This window comes from Arenimonas sp., from assembly GCF_047602345.1.
Lineage (GTDB): Bacteria > Pseudomonadota > Gammaproteobacteria > Xanthomonadales > Xanthomonadaceae > Arenimonas.
The window spans coordinates 305,044-329,075 of record NZ_JASGHN010000006.1; the positions used below are offsets into that span (position 1 = coordinate 305,044).

Annotated in this window: 21 protein-coding genes and 1 tRNA gene; 8 read left to right on the forward strand and 14 right to left on the reverse strand. The window is 65.0% G+C overall.

The features are described from left to right. Window positions 1–8 precede the first annotated feature (8 nt). Window positions 9–308, reverse strand: coding sequence for a YerC/YecD family TrpR-related protein (locus tag QM707_RS05915; protein WP_415000936.1), 300 nt, complete (start codon window positions 306–308; stop codon window positions 9–11). A gap of 165 nt (window positions 309–473) precedes the next feature. On the opposite strand from QM707_RS05915, the gene QM707_RS05920 reads away from it, so the two are divergent. Next, entirely contained in the window at window positions 474–2,297 is a 1,824-nt protein-coding gene (locus QM707_RS05920; protein WP_415000937.1) for a 7TM diverse intracellular signaling domain-containing protein, read from the forward strand. A 15-nt stretch (window positions 2,298–2,312) separates the two neighbouring features. On the opposite strand, the gene QM707_RS05925 is transcribed toward QM707_RS05920, so the two are convergent. The 3 genes from QM707_RS05925 to hisS are packed head-to-tail and all read right to left on the reverse strand — an operon-like array spanning window position 2,313 to window position 6,037. Further along, window positions 2,313–2,732 (reverse strand): hypothetical protein, encoded by a 420-nt coding sequence (locus tag QM707_RS05925; RefSeq protein ID WP_415000938.1) that lies wholly within the window; start codon window positions 2,730–2,732, stop codon window positions 2,313–2,315. 19 nt (window positions 2,733–2,751) lie between these two features. Further along, entirely contained in the window at window positions 2,752–4,656 is a 1,905-nt protein-coding gene (locus QM707_RS05930; RefSeq protein ID WP_415000939.1) for an HAL/PAL/TAL family ammonia-lyase, read from the reverse strand. A gap of 1 nt (window position 4,657) precedes the next feature. Then, a complete protein-coding gene (hisS, locus tag QM707_RS05935; protein ID WP_415000940.1) occupies window positions 4,658–6,037 on the reverse strand; it encodes a histidine--tRNA ligase in 1,380 nt (459 codons plus the stop codon). A gap of 104 nt (window positions 6,038–6,141) precedes the next feature. Here hisS and QM707_RS05940 point away from each other — a divergent pair. Further along, window positions 6,142–6,218, forward strand: a tRNA-Pro gene (locus QM707_RS05940). A gap of 71 nt (window positions 6,219–6,289) precedes the next feature. Here QM707_RS05940 and argH read toward each other — a convergent pair. From argH to QM707_RS05980, 8 genes are all read right to left on the reverse strand, one after another. Then, on the reverse strand, window positions 6,290–7,579 hold the full coding sequence (argH, locus tag QM707_RS05945) for an argininosuccinate lyase (protein ID WP_415000941.1): 1,290 nt from the start codon (window positions 7,577–7,579) through the stop codon (window positions 6,290–6,292). A 110-nt stretch (window positions 7,580–7,689) separates the two neighbouring features. Then, window positions 7,690–8,631: an N-acetyl-gamma-glutamyl-phosphate reductase gene (argC, locus tag QM707_RS05950; RefSeq protein ID WP_415000942.1), complete on the reverse strand. Its 942-nt coding sequence runs from the start codon at window positions 8,629–8,631 to the stop codon at window positions 7,690–7,692. Next, window positions 8,628–9,230: a GNAT family N-acetyltransferase gene (locus QM707_RS05955; RefSeq protein ID WP_415000943.1), complete on the reverse strand. Its 603-nt coding sequence runs from the start codon at window positions 9,228–9,230 to the stop codon at window positions 8,628–8,630. The genes argC and QM707_RS05955 overlap by 4 nt, the downstream gene beginning before the upstream one ends. A gap of 1 nt (window position 9,231) precedes the next feature. Beyond that, window positions 9,232–10,542: an acetylglutamate kinase gene (locus QM707_RS05960; protein ID WP_415000944.1), complete on the reverse strand. Its 1,311-nt coding sequence runs from the start codon at window positions 10,540–10,542 to the stop codon at window positions 9,232–9,234. Between the two features lie 78 nt (window positions 10,543–10,620). After that, a complete protein-coding gene (locus QM707_RS05965; protein WP_415000945.1) occupies window positions 10,621–11,709 on the reverse strand; it encodes an acetylornithine deacetylase in 1,089 nt (362 codons plus the stop codon). A gap of 117 nt (window positions 11,710–11,826) precedes the next feature. After that, the gene (locus tag QM707_RS05970) at window positions 11,827–13,026 is read right to left on the reverse strand and encodes an argininosuccinate synthase (protein WP_415000946.1); all 1,200 of its coding nucleotides are present in this window, start codon (window positions 13,024–13,026) and stop codon (window positions 11,827–11,829) included. 104 nt (window positions 13,027–13,130) lie between these two features. Next, window positions 13,131–14,129 carry an N-acetylornithine carbamoyltransferase gene (locus QM707_RS05975; protein ID WP_415000947.1) on the reverse strand — a complete coding sequence of 333 codons (999 nt, stop codon included), beginning with the start codon at window positions 14,127–14,129 and terminating at the stop codon, window positions 13,131–13,133. Window positions 14,130–14,365: 236 nt separating this feature from the next. Then, a complete protein-coding gene (locus QM707_RS05980) occupies window positions 14,366–14,926 on the reverse strand; it encodes a glycine zipper 2TM domain-containing protein (protein WP_415000948.1) in 561 nt (186 codons plus the stop codon). Between the two features lie 221 nt (window positions 14,927–15,147). Here QM707_RS05980 and cysS point away from each other — a divergent pair, with 221 nt between their 5' ends. The 4 genes from cysS (at window position 15,148) to QM707_RS06000 (ending at window position 19,110) form a co-directional block, all read left to right on the forward strand. Beyond that, entirely contained in the window at window positions 15,148–16,524 is a 1,377-nt protein-coding gene (gene cysS / locus QM707_RS05985; protein ID WP_415000949.1) for a cysteine--tRNA ligase, read from the forward strand. Window positions 16,525–16,678: 154 nt separating this feature from the next. Beyond that, on the forward strand, window positions 16,679–17,866 hold the full coding sequence (locus QM707_RS05990; protein ID WP_415000950.1) for a S1 family peptidase: 1,188 nt from the start codon (window positions 16,679–16,681) through the stop codon (window positions 17,864–17,866). A gap of 11 nt (window positions 17,867–17,877) precedes the next feature. Next, window positions 17,878–18,636, forward strand: coding sequence for a hypothetical protein (locus QM707_RS05995; RefSeq protein WP_415000951.1), 759 nt, complete (start codon window positions 17,878–17,880; stop codon window positions 18,634–18,636). A 33-nt stretch (window positions 18,637–18,669) separates the two neighbouring features. After that, on the forward strand, window positions 18,670–19,110 hold the full coding sequence (locus QM707_RS06000) for a SufE family protein (RefSeq protein WP_415000952.1): 441 nt from the start codon (window positions 18,670–18,672) through the stop codon (window positions 19,108–19,110). 40 nt (window positions 19,111–19,150) lie between these two features. Here QM707_RS06000 and QM707_RS06005 read toward each other — a convergent pair whose 3' ends face one another. After that, entirely contained in the window at window positions 19,151–20,653 is a 1,503-nt protein-coding gene (locus QM707_RS06005; RefSeq protein ID WP_415000953.1) for an aldehyde dehydrogenase, read from the reverse strand. 58 nt (window positions 20,654–20,711) lie between these two features. Beyond that, window positions 20,712–21,260, reverse strand: a complete 549-nt coding sequence (locus tag QM707_RS06010) for a cupin domain-containing protein (RefSeq protein ID WP_415000954.1) — start codon at window positions 21,258–21,260, stop codon at window positions 20,712–20,714. Between the two features lie 136 nt (window positions 21,261–21,396). On the opposite strand from QM707_RS06010, the gene QM707_RS06015 reads away from it, so the two are divergent. Together QM707_RS06015 and ald are read left to right on the forward strand one after the other, a co-directional pair. After that, the gene (locus QM707_RS06015) at window positions 21,397–22,767 is read left to right on the forward strand and encodes an aspartate aminotransferase family protein (RefSeq protein WP_415000955.1); all 1,371 of its coding nucleotides are present in this window, start codon (window positions 21,397–21,399) and stop codon (window positions 22,765–22,767) included. A gap of 145 nt (window positions 22,768–22,912) precedes the next feature. After that, window positions 22,913–24,028, forward strand: a complete 1,116-nt coding sequence (gene ald, locus QM707_RS06020; protein ID WP_415000956.1) for an alanine dehydrogenase — start codon at window positions 22,913–22,915, stop codon at window positions 24,026–24,028. Window positions 24,029–24,032 lie beyond the last annotated feature (4 nt).

Here is a 24,032-nt window from a genome sequence, read left to right on the forward strand (position 1 = left end):
GGGTGAACTCAATGCCCCGAACGTTCGGGGTGGAGTTCGGGATGCGATTGATGGTCCAGCACGCGCGCGGCGGCGATGCGATAGCCGCCGGCGCCGAAGTCGAGGCAGCGGGCGACGCGACCGATGGTGGTCACGCTGACACCCGTGCGTTCGTGGATCTCGCGGTAGGGAATGTCCTGCAACAGCAAGGGGACGACGCGCCAACGATCGCTGATCGCCTCGAGTTCGGCCGGCGTGCACAGGTCCAGCAGCAAGGCCCGCAGCTCACCCGGGGTCCGCATCGCCAACAGGGCGTCGAGCAGGCGCATGAAGTCCTCCGGCCCGGTTTCGACCGGACCGGGCGGGTTGTGCCTTTGGGAGGTATCCCGACGCTTCATTGCTCTAATGTAACAGCGCATTAATACATTGGCAAGCATCTGTTTTCGATGGCGTTGTCCCGGACGGACGGCTAAGGTGTGCGCAGGGAGGATCGCGTGGTCCAACGGGTATTCAGGCTGCTCGCTTTGTTGCTGGCTTTCTTCGCGTTGGGGCCCGCCCCCTGCGCGGCGCAGGCGCGGGCCGAACTACGCCCGGGCCTTTCCAGCCTCGAGCTCTCGCCCTATGTCACTTATCGCGTGGATGCCGGCCGACGCATCGACTCGGGCGCGATGTTCCAGGCGGCGGACTCCAGCGGTTTCCAGCCGCTGCCGCATGGCGACCCGACCTTCGGCTTCGTCGACGGCGCCTACTGGTTCCATACGCGATTGTTCAACGCCGGCAATACCGAGCAACGCTGGCTGCTGGTACTGAAATACCCTCTGCTCGACAACGTCGATGTCTACCTGCGCTATCCCGACGGACGCGTGGACCATCTCGCTTCCGGCGACATGTTGCCTTTCTCGGCGCGTGCGATCCGCTACCGCCATCCGAACTTCTGGGTGGACCTGCCGCAGCGCACCGAGGTCGAACTGCTGGTGCGCACGCAAAGCAAGAGCTCGATGCAGGCGCCGCTGGCGCTGTACACCTTCGGCGCTTTCGCCGAGATGGAACGCGATGCGCAGATCGGCATCGGCATCTACAACGGCATCCTGTTCGCGCTGTTCTTCTACAACCTGATCCTGTGGCTGTCGCTGCGCGACAGCAGCCATTTCTGGTACATGTGCCATATCGCCGGCTTCGGCCTGGTGATGTTCTGCCTCAACGGCCTCGCGTTCGAATACCTGTGGCCGCGCTCGCCCTGGCTGGCGAATCACGCAATCCCCTTGTCGATGGCGGTCTCGCAGATCGCCATGCACCAGTTCGCCCGCAAGTTCCTCGAACTCGAGCAACGCTGGCCGCTGGGCGACCTGATTTCGCGCTGCCTGATCGGCTTTTTCACCCTGGTCGGCATCGCCTCGTTCTTCGTCGACTACCGGCTGTCGGTGAAGCTCGGCACCTACTGCGTCTTCCCGGGCGTGCTGGCCATCATCTACCAGGCCATGTACACGATCCGCCGCGGCTACCGGCCGGCCCAGCTCTTCCTCGCCGCCTGGACGATGCTGCTGCTCGGCACGGCGATGTACGCCTCGGTGTCGATCGGCCTCCTCCCGAAGACCTTCGTCACCGAATACGGCATCCAGGTCGGTTCGGCGACCGAGATGATCCTGCTGTCCTTCGCCCTCGCCTTCCGTTACGCCAACCTGCGCAGCGAAAACGAACGCATCGTGCGCGAGGCGAACGAGCAGCTCGAGCGCAATGTCTCGCGCCGAACCGGCGAACTGAGCTCGGCGCTGGAGCAATTGGCCGAAGCGAACTCCCGCCTGCGCGAATCCAACCGTCGCGACGCGCTGACCGGCGTGTTCAACCGCCGGCATTTCCACGACGTCTTCGACCAGCTGCTGCGCCAGGCGCACGAAACCCGACAGCCACTCGGCGTGCTGCTGATCGACCTGGACCATTTCAAGAAGGTCAACGATACGCACGGCCACCTGGCCGGCGACGAATGCCTGCGCGTACTGGCGCGCAAGCTGGCCGACACCGTGTTCTCGGAGAATGCCGTGGTGGCGCGCTTCGGCGGCGAGGAATTCGTCGTCGCCTTGCCGGCCTGCGGGCAGTCGCGGCTGTTGGAGATCGCGGAAAGACTACGCCGCCGCGTGGGCGCCGAGCCGGTGCATTACGCCGGCAAGGAAATCGCCATCACCGCCAGCATTGGCGCCTTCAGCGTGCCGCCGGGCTGGAACCACAACGCGGACGATGTGCTGCACCACGTGGACGACGCGCTTTATGCGGCGAAGAACGCCGGTCGCAACCGCGTGCAGGAAGCGGCGGTGAAGGTCTAGGGCCCTAAGCGCACACTAAGCGTCCCATTCGACCAATATCCGGTTCATCTCGGCGTCGGCAATGCCGTCAATGTCATCGCATGCAAAATAAACCACGCCTAGCGCCGCGTACTGACCGGGATGAAGCGCGACCAATCGCATCGTGGTCACGGATTCCTCGACCGTCAGCTGCTCTCGTCTCACCAGCCTCCGCGCGGCCGCCAGCACGGGGTGCACTAGCGGATGGTCCAAACGATGATCGACTAGGTCGAGGACTTCACGCGCAATCCCAGAATCGACTTGCGTTCCGAACGGCGGCCGCGTGAGTTCGTCCACGACACCGAAGGTCGCGTTGGCCGATATGGAACAGCCCAACGCGGCGATGCGCAACGCCTCTTCGCGCTCGAACGCAGGGAATGCGCAGTAGATCGAATCCAGGAAATGCGATTCCTCCACGCGACGCTCTCCGGCCTGACTATAGCGCCGCGCGCGCGGCGCTGAGCAATTCGCCGTTCTCGGCCAGGCGCACGGCCAAGGCGACATCGCCATCCATCGCGCGATCGCTGGCCATGAACGGAATGTCCTGGCGTAAGCGCGTCCAGGCAGCCTGCACGGCCTTGCCTGCGTGGAAGTCCTCGGCCGACAGCAAGGCCAGGCGCAGATTTTCGATTTCGGCGAGGAAGGTTGCACGATCCGGCGAGTCCGTCGCGGGACCGCCCTGCACTTTCGTCGAAAACCCTTCCGCATCGCTGCTTCGTGCCAGGTCTCGTGCGGCATTGATCATGTCGCGACGGTAATCCAGCGCCTGCGCCGCCGTATACAACTCCAGGCCGAGCACGCGGGCGAGATCGGCCGTCATGTCGAGCACGTGCCGCGCTTCGTTCGCCCCCATGGAGACGTGGTCTTCGGCGTTGGCGCTGGTCGGAATCGAATAGACCGAGGCCGGATGCGCGCGCGAGCACAGGTCGTTGACGATGGCCGCCGCCGTGTACTGCACGATCATGAAACCGCTCTCGGTGCCGTCCTCGTTGCCGATCAGGAAGGGCGGCAGGCCGTCGTTCGTGGCCGGATCGACCAGCTTGTTGAGCCGGCGTTCCGAGATCGAGGCCAGCACCGGAATGGCGGCCTTGACGTAACTCATCGCCAACGCCAAGGGCATGCCATGAAAATGACCCGCCGACACCACCTGGTCTTCGATGCGATGCGCGCCGCCCGATTCGGCCAGGTCCGGGAACAGCAGCGGATTGTCCGTCACCGCATTAAGCTCGATGTCGAGCACGCGCTTGGCCTGCTCGATCGCATCGCGCACCGCGCCATGCACCTGCGGGATGCAGCGCAGCGAGTAGCTGTCCTGCGGCTGGTGCTTCTTGCCGCCGCGGAACGGCTGGAAACGCAGATAGAACTTTTCGCGCCCGTGACGCTGGGTCAGCGGTACCCAGTCCCAGCCGATGTCGAAGGCCAGCGCCTGTTGTACCGGCGTTTTCCAACTCTCCGGCTGCCAGGTGCGAAAACGCGGCACCAGGTGATAGTCGATGTCGGCCAGGGTCGAACCCGACAGCAAGCTGCGCAGATTCGCTGCCGTTTTCACCTGGCCCGGATGCGGGCGCAGCTCATGCACGTGCGCGTCGAAGGCACGTAAACGGCCGGCGAAGGCGTCGATCGTCATCGCGGCGGCGAGATCTGCGGTTTCCAGCAGTTCGTCGAGCTTGGCGACGGCCAGCACGCCGGTGGCGAGCATCTGCGCCGTGCCATTGTTCAGTGCCAGGCCCTCCTTGTGCGACAGCGTCACCGGCGCCAGGCCGGCGCGCTTCAGCGCTTCCGCACCGGAGAGGCGTTCGCCGCGATGGAAAGCTTCGCCACCGCCCAGCAGCACGATGGCCAGGTGCGACAGTGGCGCGAGGTCGCCACTGGCGCCGACCGAGCCCTTCTGCGGCACCACAGGCACGATGCCGGCGTTGAGCAGGGCCGTCATCGCCCGCAACGTGGCGGGCCGGATGCCCGAATGTCCGCGCATCAGCGTATTGATGCGGATCACCATCATCGCGCGCACGACTTCCGCCGCGAAAGGCTCGCCGACGCAAACGGCATGGGTGACGATCAGATTGCGCTGCAATTCTTCCAGCAGGCTCTCTTCGTTGGGCCGACGCCCCGGCAGGCCGTCGCGCTGCCGGCGCGAACCCAGCAACTTGTCGGCATTGCTGCCGAAGCCGGTCGAAACGCCATAGATCGGCTCCTGGTGCTGCACCTGTTCCGACAGGAAATCGGCGGCGCGCTGCACCTTCGCCATCTGCGCTTCGTCGAGTTCGACGCTGGCGCCCCAGGCGACCGCGACGACCTGTTCGCGGCCCAACGAACGCCCGTCGAGATGGATCGGCTTCATGTCAGCGTCCCTGCAGCGCGCGCTGCTGTTCGATTTCGACCTTCAGTTGGGCCGCCAGTTCGGCCTTCGGCACTTCGAACTGGTCCTGGCTGCGCAGGTTCTTGACCTTGACGACGCCTCGCGACGCCTCGTCCTCGCCATACATCACCATGAAGCGGATGCCGGCCTTGTCGGCGTACTGGAACTGCTTCTGCAGCTTGCGAACCTCGAGCTGCACTTCGGTATGAATTCCGGCGGCACGCAAGCCGCGCGCGATTTCGAGCGAATCGCCGAGTCGCGTCTCGTCCATCAGGCCGACCAGCACGTCCACCGAACTTTCGGCCGTGGACAGGATGCCGGCTTCCCTCAGCTGGAAGAACAGCCGCGTCGCGCCGATGGAAATGCCGACACCGGGCAATTTCGATTTCGTATAGCTGCTGGCCAGGTTCTCGTAGCGACCGCCCGAGCAGACCGAGCCGATCTGCGGATAGTCGTCGAGCTGGGTCTCGTAAACGGTGCCGGTGTAATAGTCCAGGCCGCGGGCGATCGAAAAATTGATCGCGTAGTTCTTTTCCGGCACGCCATAGCCGCGCAGCAACTCGATCACCTCGCGCAGTTCGGCCACGCCCTGCGCCAGGGTCGCATTCGCGTCGCCGAGTGCATCGAGCTGCGCCAGGGCATCGGCATGCGAGCGCGAACGCGTCTGCACGAAGCCCATGATGCGGTCGGCCACGGCCTCGGCCAGACCGAAGGCTTCGCCGGTCAGGGTCGCGCGCACGGCTTCCGCGCCGCGCTTGTCGAGCTTGTCGATCTCGCGCAGGACCAGGGCCTGCTGCTCGCCGTCGGCGATGCCCAGGCCTTCGAAGAACCCGCGCAGCAGTTTGCGGTTGTTGAGCTGGATGGTGAACGGGCCGATGCCGAGCTCGGAGAACACCGAATGGATGACGGCCGGCATCTCGGCGTCGTAGCGCACCGAGAGCGCATCCTTGCCGATCACGTCGATATCGCACTGGTAGAACTCGCGGAAACGGCCGCGCTGGGCGCGCTCGCCGCGATACACGCGCTGGATCTGGTAGCGCCGGAAGGGAAAGGCCAGGTCGTGCTCGTGCTCGGCCACGTAGCGCGCCAGCGGCACGGTCAAATCGAAACGCATCGCCAATTCCGGCAGACCTTCGCCGCCCTTTTCCAGCGCCCCGGTGGATTGCACGAAATAGACCTGGCGCTCGGTTTCGCCACCGGTCTTCGTCAGCAGCACTTCGGACAGCTCGAACACCGGCGTTTCCACCGGCAGGAAGCCGAAACGTTCGTAATTACGGCGAATCGTGTCGAGCATGCGCTGGAACGCGATCTGGTCGCGGGGCAGCAGCTCCATGATGCCGGGCGGGGTGCGGGGCTTGATCAAGACCGGTGGCTCCTCGGGAAGCCGCCATTCTAGCGGCCCTCCGTACGGTGTGTCCGCCGGGCTTGCCTCAGCCGCGCCCGACCCCCTAAAATATGCGACTACCTCGGGGTGTAGCTCAGCCTGGTAGAGCGCTACGTTCGGGACGTAGAAGTCGCAGGTTCAAATCCTGTCTCCCCGACCAAAGATTCCGCGACAGCCTCCGGCCCGTCGCTATCGCAGGAAGCCGCCCCAGGGCGGCTTTTTTGTTGCGCCTCAGTCCAGCGAATCGAGCCGCGCGCGCAGCACGTCGAGACCCAGGGCCACGCCGCTGCCGGGCGATACGCGCGCTTGCAGACTGGTTTCCGCGCTGACCTGCTGCCATCGCGACGGCTCGGCCGCCTGCCGGTAGGCCTCGCGGAAAGGTACGCCCTGCTTCGCCAGATCCAAGGCAAGATCGGTGGCATACATCGACGGCTCCAGCGCGCCGCGCATGCGATCTTCCCGCCATTGCAGGCGGCGCAGCAGATCCGGCAGCAGTTCCAATGCCGCCAGGCCGCGGCCGAACGCGTGGAAGATGGCACCCTTGCTGAACTGCAGGTCACGGTGATAACCCGAGGGCAAGGACAGCAGTTGCTCGATCTCGCTGCGCGCCGCCGCGACGCTGGCATAGGTCGCGCGCATCAGCTCGATCGCATCGGGATTGCGCTTGTTCGGCATCAGCGAACTGCCGGTGCTGTACTCGGGCGGCAGGGCGACGAAACCGAACTCGCCACTGGTGAAAAGCGACAGATCCCAGGCCAGGCGCCGCAAGTCCAGCACGGCCGAACCCAGGGCCTCGATCGCCGCCATCTCGAACTTTCCGCGCGACAGCTGCGCATAGGTCGCGACCTGCTGCAAGCGCGCGAAACCCAGGGCCTCGGTCGTGTGCGCGCGGTCCAGGGCCAGGTTCACGCCATAGCCGGCGGCGCTGCCGAGCGGATTCGCATCGATCCAGGCCAGGGTCTGCTTCGCACGCAGGGCATTGTCGACGAAAGCTTCGGCCCAAGCAGCCCACCACATGCCCGCCGACGACACCACCGCGCGTTGCAGGTGCGTATAGCCGGGCAATGGCAGCGACTGCTCGGCTTCGGCGCGATCGAGCGCGACCTGCGCGGTTGCCCGGCAAAGCGCCGCCACCCGAGTCAGTCGATCCTTCAGCCACAGCCGCGTCGCCACCAGGATCTGGTCGTTGCGGCTGCGTCCGGTATGGATGCGCCGCCCGGTGTCGCCCAGCTTTTCGATCAGGCGCGCCTCGATGGCAGAGTGCCCATCCTCGAAGCGCTGGTCCAGCACGAAGCGGCCAGCGACGAAATCATCGGCCAATATCGCGAGTTCGGATTTCAGCGAGGCGAGTTCGCCAGCGTTCAGAATGCCTATTCGCTGCAAGCCTTCGGCATGGGCCCGACTGGCCTCGATGTCGAAGAGGAAGAACTCGCGGTCCAGCAGCACATCCTCGCCGGCGAGGAAGGCCTGGATTTTCGCGTCGACCTCGACGCCGGGTTTTTGCCAGAGAAGATCGGACATCATTGCACCTCGTTTCGTCGCTTCCTGTAGGAGCGACGCAAGTCGCGACCTCACGGATTCTGCAACAGTCGCGACTTGCGTCCCAAAGGCATTTCCTCCGGGCATCGCTCCTACATTGGAATGCCCAGGGTTTCGTCGAAACCGAAGGCCGTATTCAGGTTCTGCGAAGCCTGCGTCGCCGCGCCTTTCAACAGGTTGTCGAGCACGGACACGACGACCAGCCGTTTCCCGTCGTCGGCCAGGGTGAAGCCGCCGACCACGGCGCCATGCCTGCCGGCGATCGCCGAGACCCAGGGCGCCTCGTCCTGCATCGCGACCAGCGGCTCGGCGTCATAGGCGTCGGCGTAACGTGCGCGCACTTCGTCCAGTGCGACGCCGCGCGACAGCATCATGTTCGCCGTGATGCTGAGCCCGCGGAAATGCGGAGCGACATGCGGCATGAACTGCACCGCGTGCCCGAGCTGGCGCGACACCTCGCGCTCATGCACATGACCCGCCAGCGAATACGGCATCAGGTTGTCGCGCAGCCTGGCGGGGTCGTTCTTGTCCGAGGGCGTCGTACCGGCACCACTGTAGCCCGAGACGCCGAAACACTGCGCCGGACCAGCCAATAGGGCATGCATTGGTGCCAAGGCCAGTTGCATGGCCGTGGCATAACAGCCGGGATTGCTGATGCGCTTTTGCTCGCGATAACGCGCACGCGTCAGCTCCGGCAGTCCGTAGTACCAGCTTTGATCGAAGCGGTAGTCGGCGGACAGATCGAGCAACACCGTCGTCGGCGCGACTGCATCGATCGCCGCAACGAAGGGCGCGGCCTTGCCGTTCGGCAGGGCAAGTACGATCGCGTCAACCGGATGGTCGACGAGTGCTTCCGGCGACACGTCGACATAGCGCAACGCGGGATCGACATCCGGATGATGGGCCGCGACCCGCTGCCCCGCCCGTTCGCGCGAGGAAACGAAGCCGAGCTCGAACTCCGGGTGCGCGGTCAGGAGGCCGATCAGTTCGGCGCCGACGTGACCGCGCGCCCCGAGCAGGCCGATGCGCTTCATGACCCGTGCTGTTCCAGCTTGAACTGCAGATGGCGCTTCACCTGCGGCCATTCGTTCGCAAGGATCGAGAACACGACGGTATCGCGATAGCTGCCGTCCGGCATGCGCATATGGCTGCGCAGGACGCCATCCTGCTTGGCGCCGAGCCGGGCAATGGCGTTGCGCGAGGCATGATTGAACCAGTTCGTGCGGAACTCGACGGCATTGCATTCCAGCGCTTCGAACGCATGCGTAAGCAGCAACAGTTTGGCTTCGGTGTTCAGGCCGCTGCGTTGCACGCGCTTCGCGTACCAGGTCCAACCGATCTCGACGCGGCGGTTGCCGGCCTCGACATTGCCGTAACGCGTGCTGCCGACGATGTCGCCCGCGCCGTCGCGTACGACCCAAGGCATCGCCAAGCCGGCCTCGCGTAGTGCCAGCGCCGTTTCGACATAGGCCTGCGCCTGGTCCGGCGACGGCACCGAGGTGTACCAGAGTTTCCACAGTTCGCCATCGGCCGCGGCGGCCTGGAGACCGGGCACGTGTTCGATGGCCAAGGGTTCCAGCGATACATGCTGGCCACGCAGGGAAATCGGTTGGATCCAGTTCGTCGAACTCATCTCAGGCGCTCATCAGGGTAGCCGGACGCGTCAGGCAGTGATCGACGGCGAAACGGATATCGTCGAAACCTTCCAGACCGTACCAGAATACGTTCCAGCGTTCGCCCTTCAAACAGCCGTCCGCTTCGTCGAAATAGAAATCGTTGATGGCATTGTCGCTGCGCGAGCGCCAGAATAGCCGGGTATTATCGGCCCGCATGACCTGCCACGCGGCCCGACCGAGCCCCTCGCCCTGGGCGTCGTCGCTGACGGCGAACTTGTCCAGGTGCGGAATACCGTTCTCGAGCGTCAGGATGAGCGCGGCGCGATAGTGTTCGCTGACGTAGATGCGATACGGCTCGGTGGTCTCGAAGTAGTCGGCATGCAGGCGGCGACCGAAGCCCGATTCGACCAGGGACTTCAGGCGGTCCAGGTCGAGCTGATCCCAGCGATCGAACGTTCGGATCTTCTCGCCACGGCGGACCAGGGTGCCGGAGCCGCGATGCGTGAACAACTCTTTGGCCAGTTCGTCCGGACGCGTGATCGAGACCGAAGACGACATCGGCAACTGCATCAGCAGGTCGTGGATCTGCTCGATCTTCACACGCATGCCCGAATGCAACCAGGGCTGCGCCAGCAGCTCGTCGTATTCGGTGCTGAGGTTGATCGAATCGATCACCGCGCCCTCGCCATCGAGCAGGCCGCCCGTACCGGTCAGGAAGACGATCTTGTAGGGCTGCAGCGTCTTGACCAGCTCGTTGGCGGCCCAGTCGGCATTGACGTTGAGTATCTGACCGCCATGGGTTTCGCCGAGGCTGGCGATGACGGGAATCGACGCGATACCGATCGCGGCATCGATGGCATCGGTATGCACTCTCGCGACCTTGCCGACCAGGCCGTAGCGTTCGGCATCGAGGGCTTCGGATTCGAATACGCCCGAAGTGATCGAGGTCGCGCGCACGCCCTGCGCCTGCAAGGCTTCGACCAGACGCAGGTTCTCGCGCTGCAGGACGCGCCGCACGACCGCCAGGCCGTCGGCGCGGGTCACGCGCAAACCGTCCTGCGTTTCCTTGGCGATACCGGCGCGCTGCATTTCCTCGTCCAGTTGCGGTCCGCCGCCATGCACGACGATCGGCGTCAGGCCGACCTGTTGCAGGAAGGAAAGCGAGGACACCAAGGCGTCAAGATCATCGCGCAACACGGCGCCGCCCACTTTCACGACGGCGAACTTGCTGGCGCCTGCCTGCGAGAAACGTTTCAGGTAGAGCTGGATCTCCTTCGCGCTGGCCATGTTGGACAGCAGGCGGACGATCGTGGTGCGCAACTCAGTCATTGCCAGGTCCTGCAAAGCATGAAGACGGAAGCGACCCCCGGGAGGGCGCGCGACGTGGTTCGACGACGGCGCTGGCGTTCATTGCGCCCCCAGGATGCGACGATAGGACTGCGCGACGGTGGCGAGCTGGTCGAGCGATACCCATTCGTCGGCGGCATGGGCCTGCGCGATATCGCCGGGGCCGTAGACGATCGCGGTGAGGCCGGCCGCGGAGAACAGCGAGGCCTCGGTCCAGAAATCGACCGCATTGCCGATGGGCAGGCCGAGCGCATCGGCGAGATCTCGCGCCTCCAGACGTCGGTTCTCCGCATCGGCCGTATTGCCGGCCGGCAGCGCCGGGCCGCGAAAGGTTTCCTCGTAACGCTCGACCGCCCCGGCCGGCACCAGCGTTCCGAACTGCGCATGCAATTCATCCGCGGACTGCGACGGCAAGGGCCGGAATCCGAAGCGCACTTCCGCTGCCGGCGCGATGACATTGGCCTTGATACCGCCCTCGACCTTGCCGACATTGAAACGCAGGCCGGTCAGTCCGCCGAAGCGCTGATGCGACTGCGCTTCGACCAGATCCAGTGCCCGACCGCCCCAACGCATCGCCTGGTGCAAAGCGCTGGCCTGCAAGGCTTGCGCGCCGGAAGCATGGCCGGCTTCGCCGCGAAAACGCATCAGCACCGAGCAGATGCCACGATGCGCCAGGACCGCCTCGCCCTGTGTCGGCTCGGCGACGATCACTTCATGAAAACCATGATCGCTTTTCAGGAACGAGGGAATGCAACGTGCGTCGTTGGCCTCTTCGTCGCTACTGAAGAGGAAGGCCGCCGGGCCATCGGTTGCTTGCGCCGCGGCGAGCAGGCAGGCCGCCGCGCCCTTGATATCGCAGGCGCCCAGCCCGATGGCGCGGTCGCCTTCGACACGCAGCTTCAACGGATCCGCTGTCCAGGCCGGCGACGACGGGACCGTATCTAGATGCACATTGAATAATCGCGCGGTTTCGCCGCGCACGGCCAGCAGCGACACGGCGCCATCGCCATGGTCACTTACGCGGATTTCGAAACCCGGCAACTGGTCGCGCAGGTAGTCGAAGATGCCGTCGGTCCCGATCGCCCGCGGCGGATTGCGGGTGTCGAAGGACACGAGCGCGTCGAGGTGTTGGAGAGTCTTTTCATGCATGGTCCGGTTCGCCATCTGGTTGCTTCAAGGACAAGAAACGAGTGGAGAGGAAAGAGGAACGAGTAGATCTCGCCAATTTGCGGCTTTCACTCGTTCCTCGTTGCTCTTAACTCTTTCCTATCTGTTCACCTCAGCCCACAGCGTGCTGCTCATGCCGAAGAGCTTGATGAAGCCTTCCGCTTCGGCCACGCCCCAATCGGCGGCCTGCGCGTAGGTCGCGCCTTTGGCGTTGAGGATGCGTTCGGACATCACCGCCACCGCGGCCACGCTGCCGCCTTGCGTTTCCAGCACGACTTCACCGTCCACGCAGTCCTGACTGGAAGCCAGGAAGGCTTCGAGATCCTTCTTCAGCGGGTCGTGATAGAAACCCTCGTAGACCAGCTCGACCCACTTGCGCGCCACATCGGGCTTGAAGCGATTCTGCTGCTTCGTCAGCACCGCTTCTTCCAGCGCACGGTGCGCGGTGAGCAAGGCGAGCAGACCGGGCGCTTCGAAGATGATGCGGCCCTTCAACCCGATGGTCGTATCGCCGGTGTAGATGCCGCGACCGACGCCGTAGGCGGCGAACATCGTATTGAGTCTCGCCAGCAGTTCATGGCCGGCCAGGCGCTGGCCGTCCAGCGATACCGCCTCGCCCTTCGCGAAGCCGAGTTTTACCCGCAGCGGCTGCGCCGGCCATTCGCCACGCGGCTTGCACCAGCCGCGCGCACCCTCGCCCGGCGCCTGCCAACGGTCGATCTCGCCACCTGACATCGTCAGGCCAAGCAGGTTCTCGTTGATCGTATAAGCCTTCTGCTTGGCGCGTACGCCGAAACCGCGCTGCTCCAGATAGGCCTGTTCGTAGGCGCGGACTTCCGTGTGCTCCTTCTGGATCTCGCGAATCGGCGCGACGATCTGATAGTCGCCCGATGCTTTCACGGCAAGATCGAAGCGCACCTGGTCGTTGCCCATGCCCGTGCAGCCATGGGCGATGGCCCGCGTTCCGAGTTCGGCGCAACGCGCCAGTGAGGCGTCGACGATCAGGTAGCGGTCGGAGACGAGCAGCGGATACTGGCCCTGGTAGGCCTCGCCGGCCCAGACGAAAGGCTTCACGAAACCGGACCACAGCGCCGGCCCGCCATCGACGGTACGGTGCGAGGCAACGCCCAGCTCCTGCGCGCGCTGTTCGATGAAGGCGCGCTCCTCGGCATCCACGCCTCCGGTATCGGCGAAAACGGTATGCACGTTCCAGCCACGCTCCTGCAGGTAGGGCACGCAGAAGCTGGTGTCGAGGCCGCCGGAAAAGGCGAGAACGATGTCTTTGGGCGAAGCGGTCATGGCGATTTTTCCGAGAAACGAGTGGAGAGTTGAGAGGAACGAGTGCAGGGTTGAGAGGAACGAGTGGAAGCTCTTACCCGTTCCTCTTTCCTCTTCACTCGTTTCTAGATCAGAGCGGCCATGACCGCCTTCTGCACATGCAGGCGGTTCTCGGCTTCGTCGATGGCGATGCAGTTGGGCGAGTCCATCACCCCGTCGGTCGCCTTGACGTTGCGCCGCAGCGGCAGGCAATGGCTGAAGATGCCGTTGTTGGTCAGTGCCATCTTGGCTTCGTCGACGATGAAGTGCCTGTAGCGATCGCGAATGGGTTTCTCCGGCGCCCAGTTCCCGAAGTACGGAAGCGCGCCCCAGCTCTTGGCGTAGACGACGTCGGCGCCGGCATAGGCGCTCTCGATGTCGTGGCTGATCGCGAAGGAACCGCCGTTTTCGGCGATATTGTCTTTCGCCCAGCCGAGGTAGCGCTCGTCGAGCGCGTACTCGGGCGTCGGGCATAGCAGGGTCACGTCCATGCCGAGGCGCGTGGCGATCGTCAGGGCGGAATTCGCCACGGCGGTATTGAGCGGCTTCGGATGATAGGTCCAGGTCAGCACGTACTTCTTGCCGCGCAGATCGGTCGTGCCGAAGTGTTCCTGCAGCGCCAAGGCATGCGCCAGCTCCTGGCAGGGGTGGGTGATCGTCTCCATGTTGATCACCGGCACCGGCGAATAGCGCGCGAAGGCGCGTAGCACCATATCTTCCCGGTCTTTCGACCAGTCGACGAACTTCGGGAAGGCGCGCACGCCGATCAGGTCGACGTAACGACCCAGCACACGCGCCACCTCGGCGATGTGCTCCTCGCTCTCGCCATCCATGACCGTGCCCAGGTCGAACTCGATCGGCCAAGCGTCCTTGCCGGGCTGCAACACGACGGCATGCCCGCCCAGGTGGAAGGCACCGAGCTCGAAACTGGTACGCGTGCGCAGCGAAGGATTGAAGAAGACCAGCGCGATCGACCGCCCCTTGAGCTGGTCGCCCAGCTTGCGGCGCTTGAATTCGGCGGCCTGCGCCAAGGTTGCGTCCAGCTCGGCGCGGGTCCAGTCCTGGGTGTTGAGGAAGTGTTTCATCAGTCTTCTTCGGAGTGGCGGTAGTGTTACGGCGGCAAAAAAAAGCCCAGCGCGAGGCTGGGCTTTTCCGGTGAACGTAAGATGACGTCCGGTTACCCAGCGAGCATGTGGGCTTCCGGTCGGCGCGCGCGCGAGGTCATGCCCGCCGCCATATAGGCGGAGGTCAGGACGACGGCGTCGACGCGGTTGATCTTCATCGGGCGCGAAGTATGTCAGGCAGTCCTGGAGCGCGCAACTCAGCGGTAGCCGACGCCCTGCCCGTCCTGGTCGTCGGGCATGACCGAAACGCGCACGCGCAGGCGGTTGCCCGGGTCGTAGCTAAGACGGGACACGTATTTCTGTCCGTTGAACTGGTATTCGACGTCGTAACCGGTGATGCGGCGCTCCTCGCGCTCGACTTCGACCATGCGGCAACCGCCGCTGCTGGCCGAACCATTGTTCTTGTCGATGCTGCGGCCGATGGCGCCACCGATCACCGCGCCGGCCACGGTGGCCGCCTTGCGGCCGTCGCCCTTGCCGACCTGATTGCCCAGGGCGCCGCCGACGATGGCACCGACCACGGTGCCGCCGGTCGGATCGCCGCCATCGCGGACCTCTTCGCCGCAACGCTCTTCCGGCACGCGGGTGCGCACCAGTTCGTAGATCGGATCGACGCGCAACACGTCGGCGTAGCCGTAGGTGACGTTTTCGCGGTCGTAGCCGTAGCGATCGTCCTGCTCGTAATAACCGGACTGGGCTAGCGCGAGGCCTGGCATGAGCAGGGCGGAAGCAAGCAGGCTGAAGACAAGTCGTTGCATCGGGGCCTCCAAGGTCTGGATGCCAGTCCAGGCGCGGCGGTCATCTTCCGGGACGCCGCCCGTTCTCACGTTCCCCAATGCCTTCGGGTGGCGCGCCTGTCTGGCTGGATGGATTCAAGCATCTTCCGGCTGAACCGCGTCCCAAGGCGGCGGCCGACTCATACCCAAGCGGAATAAGGCGGCGACAGCGGCCAAGCGGCCCGGCTTGTTAAACTTGCGACATGGAACTGCGCCTCTACAACAACCTGCACCGCCGCCTGGAAGCCTTCGAACCCGCCGACCCGGCCCGGGTGACGATGTATCTCTGCGGCCCTACCGTCTACAACTACGTGCATATCGGCAATGCCCGCGGCCCGGTCGTCTTCGACGTACTGGCGCGGCTGCTGCGTCGCCGCCATCCCAAGCTCGTGTACGCCCGCAACATCACCGACGTGGACGACAAGATCAACGCGGCCGCGCAGGAACAGGGCGTGCCGATCACGACGATCACCGACAAGTTCACCGCGATCTACCGCGAGGACATGGACCGCCTCGGCGTGATCCGCCAGGACGTCGAGCCGCATGCCACCGAGCACATGCCGCAGATGATCGCGATGATCGAGAAGCTCATCGCCAGCGGCCATGCCTATGCCGCCGACGGGCATGTGCTGTTCTCGATCGCCAGCTATCCCGACTACGGCAAGCTCTCGCGCCGTCCGATGGACGAGATGGTCGCCGGCGCCCGCGTCGAGGTCGCGCCCTACAAGCGCGATGCCGGCGATTTCGTGTTGTGGAAGCCCAGCCCGCCCGAACTGCCTGGCTGGGATTCGCCTTGGGGCGTCGGCCGACCGGGCTGGCATATCGAATGTTCGGCGATGGCCGAGGCGCACCTCGGCGAAACGATCGACATCCATGCCGGCGGCAACGACCTGCTGTTCCCGCACCACGAGAACGAGGTGGCGCAAAGCACCTGCGCGCATGGCGGCAAGGTATTCGCGCGCTTCTGGGTGCATAACGGCATGCTCGACATGGGCGGCACGAAGATGTCGAAATCGCTCGGCAATGTCAGCGTGCTGCACGAGTTGCTGGCGGAGTATCCGCCCGAAGCCCTGCGTTACGCCCTGCTCACCGCGCACTACCGGCAGCCGCTGGACTGGTCCGACGGCCTGGTGGAGCAGAGCATCCGCACGCTCGATCGCTTGTACGGCACGTTGCGCGATCTCGCCGATGTCCCGGCTGCCGCCGGTGCGATTCCCGAGAGCGTCGAGGCCGCGCTCTGCGACGACCTGAACACGCCGATGGTGTTGGCCGAACTCGCGCGCCTTGCCGGCGAAACGCGCAAGGCCGAATCGCCTGAAGAGAAGCGACGCCTCAAGTCCGAGCTGCTGTCGGCCGCCGCCAGCCTGGGCCTGTTGCAGCAGGATCCGGCGGCGTGGTTCGCCCGTGGCGGCGATGCCGACGAGGACGGGCGCATCCAGGCGCTGATCGACGAGCGTGTCGCCGCGAAGAAGAACCGCGACTTCGCCCGCGCCGATGCGATCCGGGACGAACTCGCGGCCCAGGGCATCGTGCTCGAGGACACCGCCCAAGGCGTGCGCTGGGTACGGCGCAGGACCTGAAGCGCGGACTGCAGCACGTTTTTCGCGAACCGTGCCGGCACTCCGCATGGCATCCGCTACAATTTGCGGGGGCCATTCGTGTCCCCGCCTCGCACCCCTCTCCCTCGACTCGACGCCGCCCGCGGACCTGCCGCGCACGGCGAGGATCTTCTGCATGAGCCTCATCATTCGAAGCATCGGCTTGCTTCTGTGCCTCGTCCCAGCCCTTGCCTTCGCGGGGAAAACCAAATCTCCGGCGATCGCGAATAGCGATGCCGCGCTCGCCGTCTACGCGCCACCCTCGGAACTGAGCGCACGCACCTACAACGCCCGCTACAACGTGTGGTTCGAGCCGGGCGATGCCCTGGGCGATGCCATCACCCAGGTCGGCAAGCCCGTGTTTCCGAACATGGTGCGGTTCGAGGAAGGCAAGCCGGTGAACTACGGCCTGCTGCTCGACCTGAACCCGGACTGGGACTTCAAGGAAGGCCGCCTGCAGCTGACGCTGAGTTACAACGTGTTCGCGCCCGACGGCAAGAAATTGCACGAGGCCACTGCCGTGGCGCGCGTCCCGATCAAGGGCTTCAATCTCACGGCCGCCGCCCATTCCGGCGCGCGCCAGGCGATCGCTTCGGCGATGGCCGACACGGCACTCAAGCTGCAACCGGATGCGATCAAGTTCCCGGCTACGGCATCGACCGAAAAGTTCGACCGGGAACTGCTGGTCGACCGCAGCAAGCCCGTGCGCACGGGCACCGGATTCTTCATCAACGCCAGCGGCCAGTTGCTGACGGCGGCCCATGTACAGCGCGGCTGCGTCGTGCTCGAGGCGCGGAAAGACGGCAAGGCGTTCCGCGTCACGCCACGCGCCGCCAGCGAACTGCTCGACGTCGCGGTGCTCGATTCGGCGCAGGCGACCGCCGCCGCCCTGCCGCTGCGCAGTGGCGAGAAGCTCGTGCTCGGCGAATCGGTCACCAGCGTCGGTTATCCCTTGCAGGGCTTGCTCGCGGATTCGCCCAACCTCACCCGCGGGAACGTCAGTTCCGCCAGTGGCATGAAGGGTTCCTACGGCATGTTCCAGTTTTCCGCGCCGATCCAGCCAGGCAATAGCGGCGGGCCGGTAGTGTCCGACAACGGCGAGTTGCTCGGCATCGCGGTCGGGACGCTCAACGCCAAGTCCCTGGTCGACAAGGGCCTGCTTCCGCAGAACGTCAACTTCGCCCTCGACTCGACCTACGTGGCGCAATTCCTGCGGCGCGAGCACATCGCCTTCAGCGAAGTGCAGCCCAAAGGCCCTGGCGATATGAAGACCGCCAACGATGCCGCGCTGGGCGCCACCGTCCAGCTCGCCTGCTTCCAGTGAGGATCCTCATCATGACCGCCCATCGCGCCCGCTACTCGCCGTTGGCTGCCGCCGCACTGGTCGCCCTCCTTTGCGCCGCGCCCGTGCTTGCCGGCGACACCCCGACGACCGCCGGCACCTCGGCCACCATGGAGATGCCCGCCAAGGCCAGCGTACGCGCACTGCCGCCGATGCAGTTCTACGCCTCGATCGGCGGCGATACGGTCTACGACCTGCTCAAGACCGCCCCTGCCTTCGCGCGCATGGACAAGGAACTCGCCGGCGCGCCGTTCTTCCTGGTGGTAACGCACACGATCAGGCCGACCGCCGGTGGCAACGCCGCGGGCATGCTCAGCGCGATCCTCTCCGGCAGCACGCTCGGCATCATTCCGGTGGTCACGAACGAAGAGTTCGTCGTGCGCTACGAGATCTGGATGCATGGCCAGCCGGTGACGACGCACTCCTTCAGTCGGACGAAGACGCGTGCGATCAATATCTGGGCCGGCGCCAACGACAAGTACTACGGCCTGGGCAAGGAAGGCCTCGAATGGCTGAAGTCGACTGCCGGCGAATTCGCCAAGCTTGCGACCAGCGATCCGGCGTTGGCGAATGTCCAGGCCGAGATCGACTACTACTTCCCGCAGGCCGCAGAGGCCGCCGCGTCGGCAATCACGGCCGCGGCCCCCGCCGTACCTGCCGCACCGGCGAGCACGGTCGCGATGCCCCCCGCACCCGCCACCCCGGTCCAGCCGGCCGCGCCGGCATCGACTCCGGCCCCCGCTGGCAACTAGGTCCGTCGATCGACGCGGAAGTAGACTCACGGCATGCACACCGACTTTCCCATCGAAGCCACCGCCGCCGAAGCGCAACGCGTCATCGCCGAGGAGTTTTCCTTTTTCGGCGACTGGTCCGAGCGCTACCAGTATCTGATCGATCTCGGCAAGCGCCTCCCGCCCTTCCCCGAGGAGTGGAAGACCGAGGCCAACCGCCTGCAGGGCTGCCAGTCCATGGTCTGGATCGTTCCCGAAGGCGATGCCGCCAAACTGGTATTCCATTCGATCAGCGATTCGAGCATCGTCTCCGGCCTGATCTATCTGGCGCTGCGCGTGTATTCGGGCCGCAGCGCCGAAGAGGTCCTGGCGACGACGCCCGACTACATCGCCGACATCGGCCTCGCCAAGCACCTGTCGCCGACGCGCAGCAATGGCTTGGCCTCGTTGCTGGCCTTCATCCAGAACACGGCGAAGGCCAGGATCGCCTCCTGATGCCGTAGGGCGGGCTCAAGCCCGCCACGCGTCTGCCGCATCAGGCCTTCAGGTTGATCCAGGTCGCCTTGAGCTCGGTGTACTTGTCGAAGGCGTGCAGCGATTTGTCGCGGCCGTTGCCGGACTGCTTGTAACCGCCGAAGGGCGCGGTCATGTCGCCGCCGTCCCAGTAGTTCACCCAGACGCTGCCGGCACGCAGCTTGCGCGCGATGCGATGCGCGCGCGAGATATCGCGCGTCCAGACGCCGGCCGCGAGGCCGTACGGCGAGTCGTTGGCGATGCGCAGGGCTTCTTCCTCGCTGTCGAAAGGAATCACCGACAGCACCGGCCCGAAGATCTCTTCGCGCGAGATCGTCGATTCGTGCCGCACATTGTCGAACACCGTGGGTTCGATGTAGCAGCCGCCTTCGACGGTGTTGGCGCGTTTTCCGCCCAGTCGCAGCTGCGCGCCTTCGCTCTGGCCCTTGTCGATGTAACCCAGCACGCGCAAGGTCTGCGTCTCATCCACCATCGCACCCATGCGCGCGTCTGGCTCAAGCGGATGCGAGGGCTGCATGCTGCGCCCCGCCTCGACCACCATGCCGACGAACTCTTCCTGGATATCGCGCTGCACCAGCAGGCGCGAGGCGGCCGTGCAGACTTCGCCCTGGTTGTAGAAGATGCCCGAGGCCGATTCGACCGCCGCGCGGTGCAGGTCGTGCGCGTCGGCGAAGACGATGTTCGGGCTCTTGCCGCCGCACTCCATGTAAGCGCGTTTCATGTTCGATTCGCCGGCGCAGGTCAGCAGGAACTTGCCGACGGCGGTCGAGCCGGTGAACACGAGGCCGTCGACATCCATATGCCGGGCCAACGGCTCGCCGGCCGCGCGACCCAAGCCCGGCACGACGTTGAACACGCCGGGCGGGATGCCCGCCTCGATCGCGATTTCGGCCAGACGTATCGCCGTCAGCGGCGATTTCTCCGAGGGCTTGAGCACGACCGAATTGCCCATCGCCAGGGCCGGCGCCAGTTTCCACACCGCCATCAACATCGGGAAATTCCACGGCACGATCGCACCGACGACGCCCAGGGGCTCGCGCGTGACCAAGCCCAGTTCGTCGGGTCCGGTGGAAGCGATCTCGCCGTAAACCTTGTCGATGGCCTCGCCCGTCCAGTTCATGCAACGCACCGAGGCCGCGACGTCCACCGCCAGCGCGTCGCCGACCGGCTTGCCCATGTCCAGCGATTCGAGCAGGGCCAGTTCGCGTCCGTAGGTATCGATCAACTGCGCGAAGCGGATCAAGGTGCGCTTGCGCTGCACAGGCTTGGCATCCGACCAGATGCCGCTCTCGAAACTGCGGCGCGCCGCCGCGACGGCGCGGTCGATGTCTTCCGCCTCGCATTCGGCCACCTGGGCCAGCACGCGTCCGTCGATCGGACTCAAGGCATCGAAGGTTCGGCCGGACGCGGCATCGACGTACTTGCCGTCGATGAAAGCTTGCCGGCGGATCGTCAGGGCATCGGCCATCGCCTGCCAGTCGTCGCGGGTGAGGGTCTGTTTCATGACGGCTCCGATGGAATGGCAGCAACGGCGACGATGCCGCGCTACCGAATACGAGGATTCAGAACGTCGGCGGCGTACTGGCGCTGACCAGGATGGCCGGCTCGCTGCCGATGTTGCGGAAACGGTGCGGCGTGCGGCTTTCAAAGTAATAGGCCTCGCCGGGACCGAGCACGCGCACGTGTTCGCCGATGGTGATCTCGACCTGGCCCTGCATGATCACCCCGCCCTCTTCGCCATCGTGCGAGAGCATGCTCTCGCCGGTGTCGCTGCCGGGCGGCATCACTTCGCGCAGGATGCACATCTGGCGATTGGGACGGCGCTTGCCGACGAGGAAGTAGTGGATGTCGTTGCTGCCCAGGTCCGGCATGTCCTCGGCGGCATAGAACGGCCCGTCGCTGGCATCGCCGGCGAGATCCATCGTGAAGAAATCGGCCAGGGAAATGGGAATGCCGTCGAGCACCTTCTTCAGCGAACTGACCGACGGACTGACCTTGTTCTGTTCGATCAGCGAGATGGTGCTGTTGGTGACGCCCACGCGCTTGGCCAGCTCGCGCTGGCTCAGACCCTTGCTGGTGCGTACCGCCTGCAGTCGCGAACCGATATCCATGGACAGCCTGTTTTCTGTGTTGCCGAATATTTAACACCCCCACCCGGCGTGGTCAATTTCGCAACAAAGCCCGCCATATTGTAAATTTTATTCAACAGGCTAAGCTGGGCGGACCCGCTGCCGCGAGACCGCCGCCATGACCGCTTCCGACACTGAATCCGCCCTTGGCGATGCCTACGAAGCCCAGGCCGTGGCCGCCCCGGAACATCTGGACGCCTTCTGGATGCCCTTCAGCGCCAACCGGCAGTTCAAGCAGAAGCCGCGCATGCTGGCCAGCGCCTCGGGCATGCACTACCGCTCGGTGGACGGCCGGGAAATCCTGGACGCCACCGGCGGCCTGTGGTGCTGCAACGCCGGCCATGCGCGCCCGCGCATCGTCGAAGCGGTGCAGCGGCAGATCGCCACGCTCGACTTCGCCCCGACCTTCCAGATGGGGCATCCCCTGCCCTTCGTGCTGGCCGAGCGCCTGGCGGCGATCGCGCCTCCGTCGCTGAAACATCTGTTCTTCACCAATTCCGGCTCCGAAGCGGTCGACAGCGCGCTGAAGATCGCGCTGGCCTACCACCGCGCACGCGGCGAAGGCCAGCGCACCCGCCTGATCGGCCGCGAAAAGGGCTATCACGGCGTCGGCTTCGGCGGCATGTCGGTCGGCGGCATGGTCAACAACCGGAAGTTCTTCGGGCCGATGCTGCCGGGCGTCGACCACCTGCGGCACACGCTCGACATTTCGCGCAATGCCTTCAGCCGCGGCCTGCCCTGGCACGGCGTTGAACTGGCCGAGGATCTCGAGCGGCTGGTGCAGTTGCACGATGCCAGCACGATCGCGGCCGTCATCATCGAACCGATCTCGGGCAGCGCCGGCGTCGTGTTGCCGCCAGCGGGTTACCTGCAACGCATCCGCGAGATCTGCGACAAGCACGGCATCCTGCTGATCTTCGATGAAGTCATCACCGGTTACGGCCGCGTCGGCAAAGCCTTCGCGGCGCAGCGTTTTGATGTCACCCCCGACATGATCACTACCGCCAAGGGCCTCACCAACGGCTCCATACCCATGGGTGCGGTCTTCGTTTCGGACAAGGTGCACGAGGCCTTCATGCAAGGCCCGGAGAACATGATCGACCTGTTCCACGGCTACACCTATTCCGGACACCCGGTCGCCTGTGCCGCTGCGCTCGCCACGCTGGATACCTACGAAGAAGAGAACCTGTTCGAGAAGGCGATCGAACTCGGCCCGTACTGGGAAAACGCCGTGCACGGCCTGCGCGAGCTGCCGAACGTGGTGGATATCCGCAATTTCGGCCTGATCGGCGCCATCGAACTGGCGCCGCGAGACGGCAAGCCCGGTGCCCGCGCCTTCGACGTATTCACGCGCTGCTTCCACGAGAAAGACCTGCTGATCCGGACGACCGGCGATGTGATTGCCCTGTCGCCGCCGCTGATCCTGGAAAAATCCCATATCGACCAGATTTTCGGCCGTATCGCCGAGGCCATCCGGGAAACAAACTGATCCGCAATGGCTTAAAATCGCCACCGCGCCGACTGGCGCCCACGAGAACAACCGGGGATGTCGAAAACCGTGACGAGCGAAGTCGGTGAAACGACAAGCGCCGCAGGTTCAAGAATCGCCCACTGATGCCCGGGAGGGCGACAACATGCTTATCGGCGTACCCAAGGAAATCAAGAACCACGAATACCGCATCGGCCTGACGCCTTCGGGTGCGCGCGAGTTGATCTCGCACGGCCACAAGGTGATGGTGCAACGCGACGGCGGCAAGGCCATCGGCCTGACCAACGAGATGTACCAGAAGGCCGGCGCCGAGATCGTGGATACCGCGGAAGAAATCTTCCAGCGCGCCGAAATGATCATCAAGGTCAAGGAACCGCAGCCGAACGAATGCAAGATGCTGCGCCCGGGCCAGCTGCTCTACACCTATCTGCACCTCGCGCCGGATCCGGAACAGACCAAGGCGCTGATCGCCTCGGGCTGCACCGCGATCGCCTACGAGACGGTGACCGATCGCAAGGGCGGCCTGCCGCTGCTGGCGCCGATGAGCGAAGTCGCCGGACGCATGTCGATCCAGGCCGGCGCGCATGCGCTTGAAAAAGCGCAGGGCGGTTCCGGCGTACTGCTCGGCGGCGTGCCGGGCGTGAAGCCGGCCGAAGTGCTGGTGATCGGCGGCGGCGTGGTCGGCATCAATGCCGCGCGCATGGCGATGGGCATGAACGCGCACGTCACCATTCTCGACCGCTCGCTCGATCGCCTGAAGTATCTCGACGAGGTCTATGGTCATCAGCTGACGACGATCTATTCGACGCACGACGCGATCGAAGAGCGCCTGCCCGATACCGACCTCGTGATCGGCGCGGTGCTGATTCCCGGTGCGGCCGCACCCAAACTCGTGTCGCGCGCCCAGCTCGGCCTGATGCGCCCGGGCTCGGTTCTCGTCGACGTCGCCATCGACCAGGGCGGCTGCTTCGAGACCAGCAAGGCCACGACGCACCAGAACCCCACCTACGAAGTGGACGGCATCATCCACTACTGCGTCGCCAACATGCCGGGCGGCGTCGCCCGCACGTCGACCTTCGCGCTGACCAATGCCACCCTGCCCTTCGCCGTGCAGCTGGCGAACAAGGGCCCGAAGAAGGCGATGCTCGACGATCCGCACCTGCTCAACGGCCTGAACATCCACGCCGGCAAGGTGACCTATGAAGCCGTCGCGCGCGACCTCGGTTACGAGTACGTGCCGGCCGAGAAGGCGCTGGTCTGATCCG

Bases quoted from the DNA above. Each gene is read 5' to 3' on its own strand.
- QM707_RS05975 (WP_415000947.1), bottom strand. From the start codon at position 14,129: ATGAAACACTTCCTCAACACCCAGGACTGGACCCGCGCCGAGCTGGAC.
- argC (WP_415000942.1), bottom strand. From the start codon at position 8,631: ATGAAGCGCATCGGCCTGCTCGGGGCGCGCGGTCACGTCGGCGCCGAA.
- ald (WP_415000956.1), top strand. From the start codon at position 22,913: ATGCTTATCGGCGTACCCAAGGAAATCAAGAACCACGAATACCGCATC.
- QM707_RS05990 (WP_415000950.1), top strand. From the start codon at position 16,679: ATGAGCCTCATCATTCGAAGCATCGGCTTGCTTCTGTGCCTCGTCCCA.
- cysS (WP_415000949.1), top strand. From the start codon at position 15,148: ATGGAACTGCGCCTCTACAACAACCTGCACCGCCGCCTGGAAGCCTTC.
- QM707_RS05970 (WP_415000946.1), bottom strand. From the start codon at position 13,026: ATGACCGCTTCGCCCAAAGACATCGTTCTCGCCTTTTCCGGCGGCCTC.
- QM707_RS05960 (WP_415000944.1), bottom strand. From the start codon at position 10,542: ATGACTGAGTTGCGCACCACGATCGTCCGCCTGCTGTCCAACATGGCC.
- QM707_RS05995 (WP_415000951.1), top strand. From the start codon at position 17,878: ATGACCGCCCATCGCGCCCGCTACTCGCCGTTGGCTGCCGCCGCACTG.
- QM707_RS05955 (WP_415000943.1), bottom strand. From the start codon at position 9,230: ATGAGTTCGACGAACTGGATCCAACCGATTTCCCTGCGTGGCCAGCAT.
- QM707_RS06000 (WP_415000952.1), top strand. From the start codon at position 18,670: ATGCACACCGACTTTCCCATCGAAGCCACCGCCGCCGAAGCGCAACGC.
- QM707_RS05915 (WP_415000936.1), bottom strand. From the start codon at position 308: ATGCGCCTGCTCGACGCCCTGTTGGCGATGCGGACCCCGGGTGAGCTG.
- QM707_RS05965 (WP_415000945.1), bottom strand. From the start codon at position 11,709: ATGCATGAAAAGACTCTCCAACACCTCGACGCGCTCGTGTCCTTCGAC.
- QM707_RS06010 (WP_415000954.1), bottom strand. From the start codon at position 21,260: ATGGATATCGGTTCGCGACTGCAGGCGGTACGCACCAGCAAGGGTCTG.
- argH (WP_415000941.1), bottom strand. From the start codon at position 7,579: ATGTCCGATCTTCTCTGGCAAAAACCCGGCGTCGAGGTCGACGCGAAA.
- QM707_RS05930 (WP_415000939.1), bottom strand. From the start codon at position 4,656: ATGAAGCCGATCCATCTCGACGGGCGTTCGTTGGGCCGCGAACAGGTC.
- QM707_RS06015 (WP_415000955.1), top strand. From the start codon at position 21,397: ATGACCGCTTCCGACACTGAATCCGCCCTTGGCGATGCCTACGAAGCC.
- QM707_RS06005 (WP_415000953.1), bottom strand. From the start codon at position 20,653: ATGAAACAGACCCTCACCCGCGACGACTGGCAGGCGATGGCCGATGCC.
- QM707_RS05980 (WP_415000948.1), bottom strand. From the start codon at position 14,926: ATGCAACGACTTGTCTTCAGCCTGCTTGCTTCCGCCCTGCTCATGCCA.